At 54.6% G+C, this 2,307-nt stretch carries 1 protein-coding gene and 2 pseudogenes; all 3 read right to left on the reverse strand.

Going from position 1 to position 2,307, the window contains the following annotated elements; genetic code table 11:
• Positions 1–735 (reverse strand): annotated as a pseudogene (locus ACFW2W_RS01965) (IS1 family transposase); the annotation flags it as partial.
• A gap of 450 nt (positions 736–1,185) precedes the next feature.
• The gene (locus tag ACFW2W_RS01970; protein WP_378172619.1) at positions 1,186–1,749 is read right to left on the reverse strand and encodes a GNAT family N-acetyltransferase; all 564 of its coding nucleotides are present in this window, start codon (positions 1,747–1,749) and stop codon (positions 1,186–1,188) included.
• Positions 1,746–2,168: pseudogene (locus tag ACFW2W_RS01975) on the reverse strand (zinc-binding dehydrogenase); the annotation flags it as partial. The pseudogene ACFW2W_RS01975 and the gene ACFW2W_RS01970, both read right to left, overlap by 4 nt.
• Positions 2,169–2,307: the final 139 nt, after the last annotated feature.

Consider the following 2,307-nt stretch of genomic DNA (forward strand, 5'->3'; position numbering starts at 1 on the left):
CCCGAGGTGGTTCTCCAGCTTTTTAGAGAACGACAGCGTGCTGCGAACAAGACGCGAAACCCGCTGTCTTGGACAAAGCGGCACACCACAAGGGTGCGAAGTTCCAGCCTCCCGGGCCTGTCCGCTGCCGCAAGGTGCAGTTGAAGCGTTCGATGTGGTTCGTTTTGCCGCTACTTTTGCCTACAGCTTTATGGCGCTTGCTCGGAAAGACCTCGGCGTACGCTTTCCAGAAGTCGGTGTAGAACACGGCGCACTGCCGGTAGACAGCAGGCAAAGATCGCCAAAGAGCCATTGCTCCTGTTTTGCTTCGGCTGCCGACAAACACGCCGATGATTTCTCGGGTTGAGACGTCCAGGGCTAACCAGATCCACTTTTTGCATCCTTTTGACCCCACAAACGACCAGACTTCATCGCACTGGACGGTTAAACGCCCCCTTTTTTCGGCGTGCTCTCGACTTGTTTAGGAATCACTTCGTACTTCTGGTTGACGTAACCCTGCAGCCACGGCTCAGAGACCTCGGCCACTCTAGCGATGCCTGCGAGTGGTAGCTTCTCGAGCAGCAACTTGTCGATAAGCCCTTTCGTCTCCTGACCGATGATCTTATTTCGGGGGTCTTCAACAAACTGCCTGCCGCAGATTTTACACCGGTAGTTCTGTCTGCCGTTATGGATGCGGCCGTTTTTGACAATCTCAATAGACGTGCAAGTGGGACAGTGAAGCGGTTCAGTGTTCATCCCTTACGCCAACAACCAGACTTGTCCTTACCTGTTAGGCACTACCCTAATCTGAACGGATCATGCCAATGGATCGGCACCCTGGTACGCGTGCCCTCTGGGTATCCGGCGATGCGCCGTGCCCCACTCATGGGTGAAGGTGTGCAAATCAACTTATGGCCACACGGTCTGGGCTGACGCAACCCGGGCAACACCCTCAGCTTGTTATACAGACACAACCTCGCTAAACCTGTCCCTGAATCAGTGTCTAGCTCTCCCCCTGCTCCCGCTTTACCAGACCTTAGCAGCCAATAGAAAAGGCAGGCTGAGCGCCTGCCTTTAGAGACTTAAGCTATTCCCTTTAACAGTCCCAGTAGGACGTGTAGTCATAGAAGTCGTGGATGCGCTGGCCCCACGCCCGGTCAAGGCCAGTCGGTAGCGTCAAGCCTTTGTTCTTTCATAACATCACTGTCACTCCCGCTTCACCAACCACTCCTCGGCGAGAATGGCGTACAGGTACTCATCCGCCCACTGCCCCTTGAACCAAAGGCTATGCCGCAGGTGGCCTTCCCGGCGCATGCCAAGACGCTCGAGCAGGGTCCATGAAGGGACGTTCAGTGAATCGGTGTCCACTACGACCCGGTGAAGCCGCTTTTGCTGAAAGAGATAATCGAGCAGGCACGTCAGTGCTTCGGTCGCAAAGCCCTGCCCCTGGTTAGCCTGAGCCAATGTAAAGCCTATAGTGGCCTGGCGAACATCGGGGGTATGGACGCGTAGGGCGCAGTCCCCGAGCAGTGCCCCCTCTTCCTTCAGCGCAATGGCAATCTGAGACCACTGCCCGGGCTCCCCTGGTTCTTGGCTCTGCTGATCACGAATAAACCTCTCCGCCTCTGTGCGGGTGCACCCTTCCCAACTCTGGTACCGTGCCACGTCAGGGTCGTTACGGTAGGCCAAGAACGCCTCAACGTCGGCCATGGTGAAGCGCCTGAGGACGAGTCGTCTTGTAAAGAGCGGAAGCATAGCTGATTGGATCATACCGTAATTGCTAGTTGTCGCCCATAGGGATGAGCTTGCAGACTGGTGTTGCTGACATCAGGTTTGGAGGTCATCCCAATAACGACTTTTCCTCGAGCGTGTCCTTCTTCAAGGTACCCGATGGCTTCAGGAACCTCGCTTAACGGGTAACGTCTATCTATCACAGGTACGACTTTCCCCGCTTCAAGTAGTGCTTTCACAAAAGCCAAATCCTTTTGGTTGGGTCTCGCTAGCATGTTACCCATTTTCTTGCTCCCGGTCATTGAGATCCATGGACCCTGGAGCATGGCCTCGGTCATCTGGGCCATGGAACCGCCGGTCATGACATAGGTTCCCTTGGGCGCTAGTGCACGCTTGTAATCTGAAATCGAACGATTTCCGTTAGCGGCAAGAATCAGGTCATAACGGTGCCCATTTTGGGTGAAATCTTCTGGCTCTTACGAAAGTTTTGTGGTTGATGCATCGGGACTTGAAACCTAGCTGCGCAGCTAGCAGGATAAAGGATGCTGGATATTCTGTTCCCGGATTGCATCGTTGAAATGTTCGAGATCCACGAGC

The sequence above is a fragment of the Coleofasciculus sp. H7-2 genome (assembly GCF_042747725.1).
In the GTDB taxonomy this organism is placed as follows: domain Bacteria; phylum Cyanobacteriota; class Cyanobacteriia; order Cyanobacteriales; family FACHB-T130; genus FACHB-T130.

Bases quoted from the DNA above. Each gene is read 5' to 3' on its own strand.
- ACFW2W_RS01970 (WP_378172619.1), bottom strand. From the start codon at position 1,749: ATGATCCAATCAGCTATGCTTCCGCTCTTTACAAGACGACTCGTCCTC.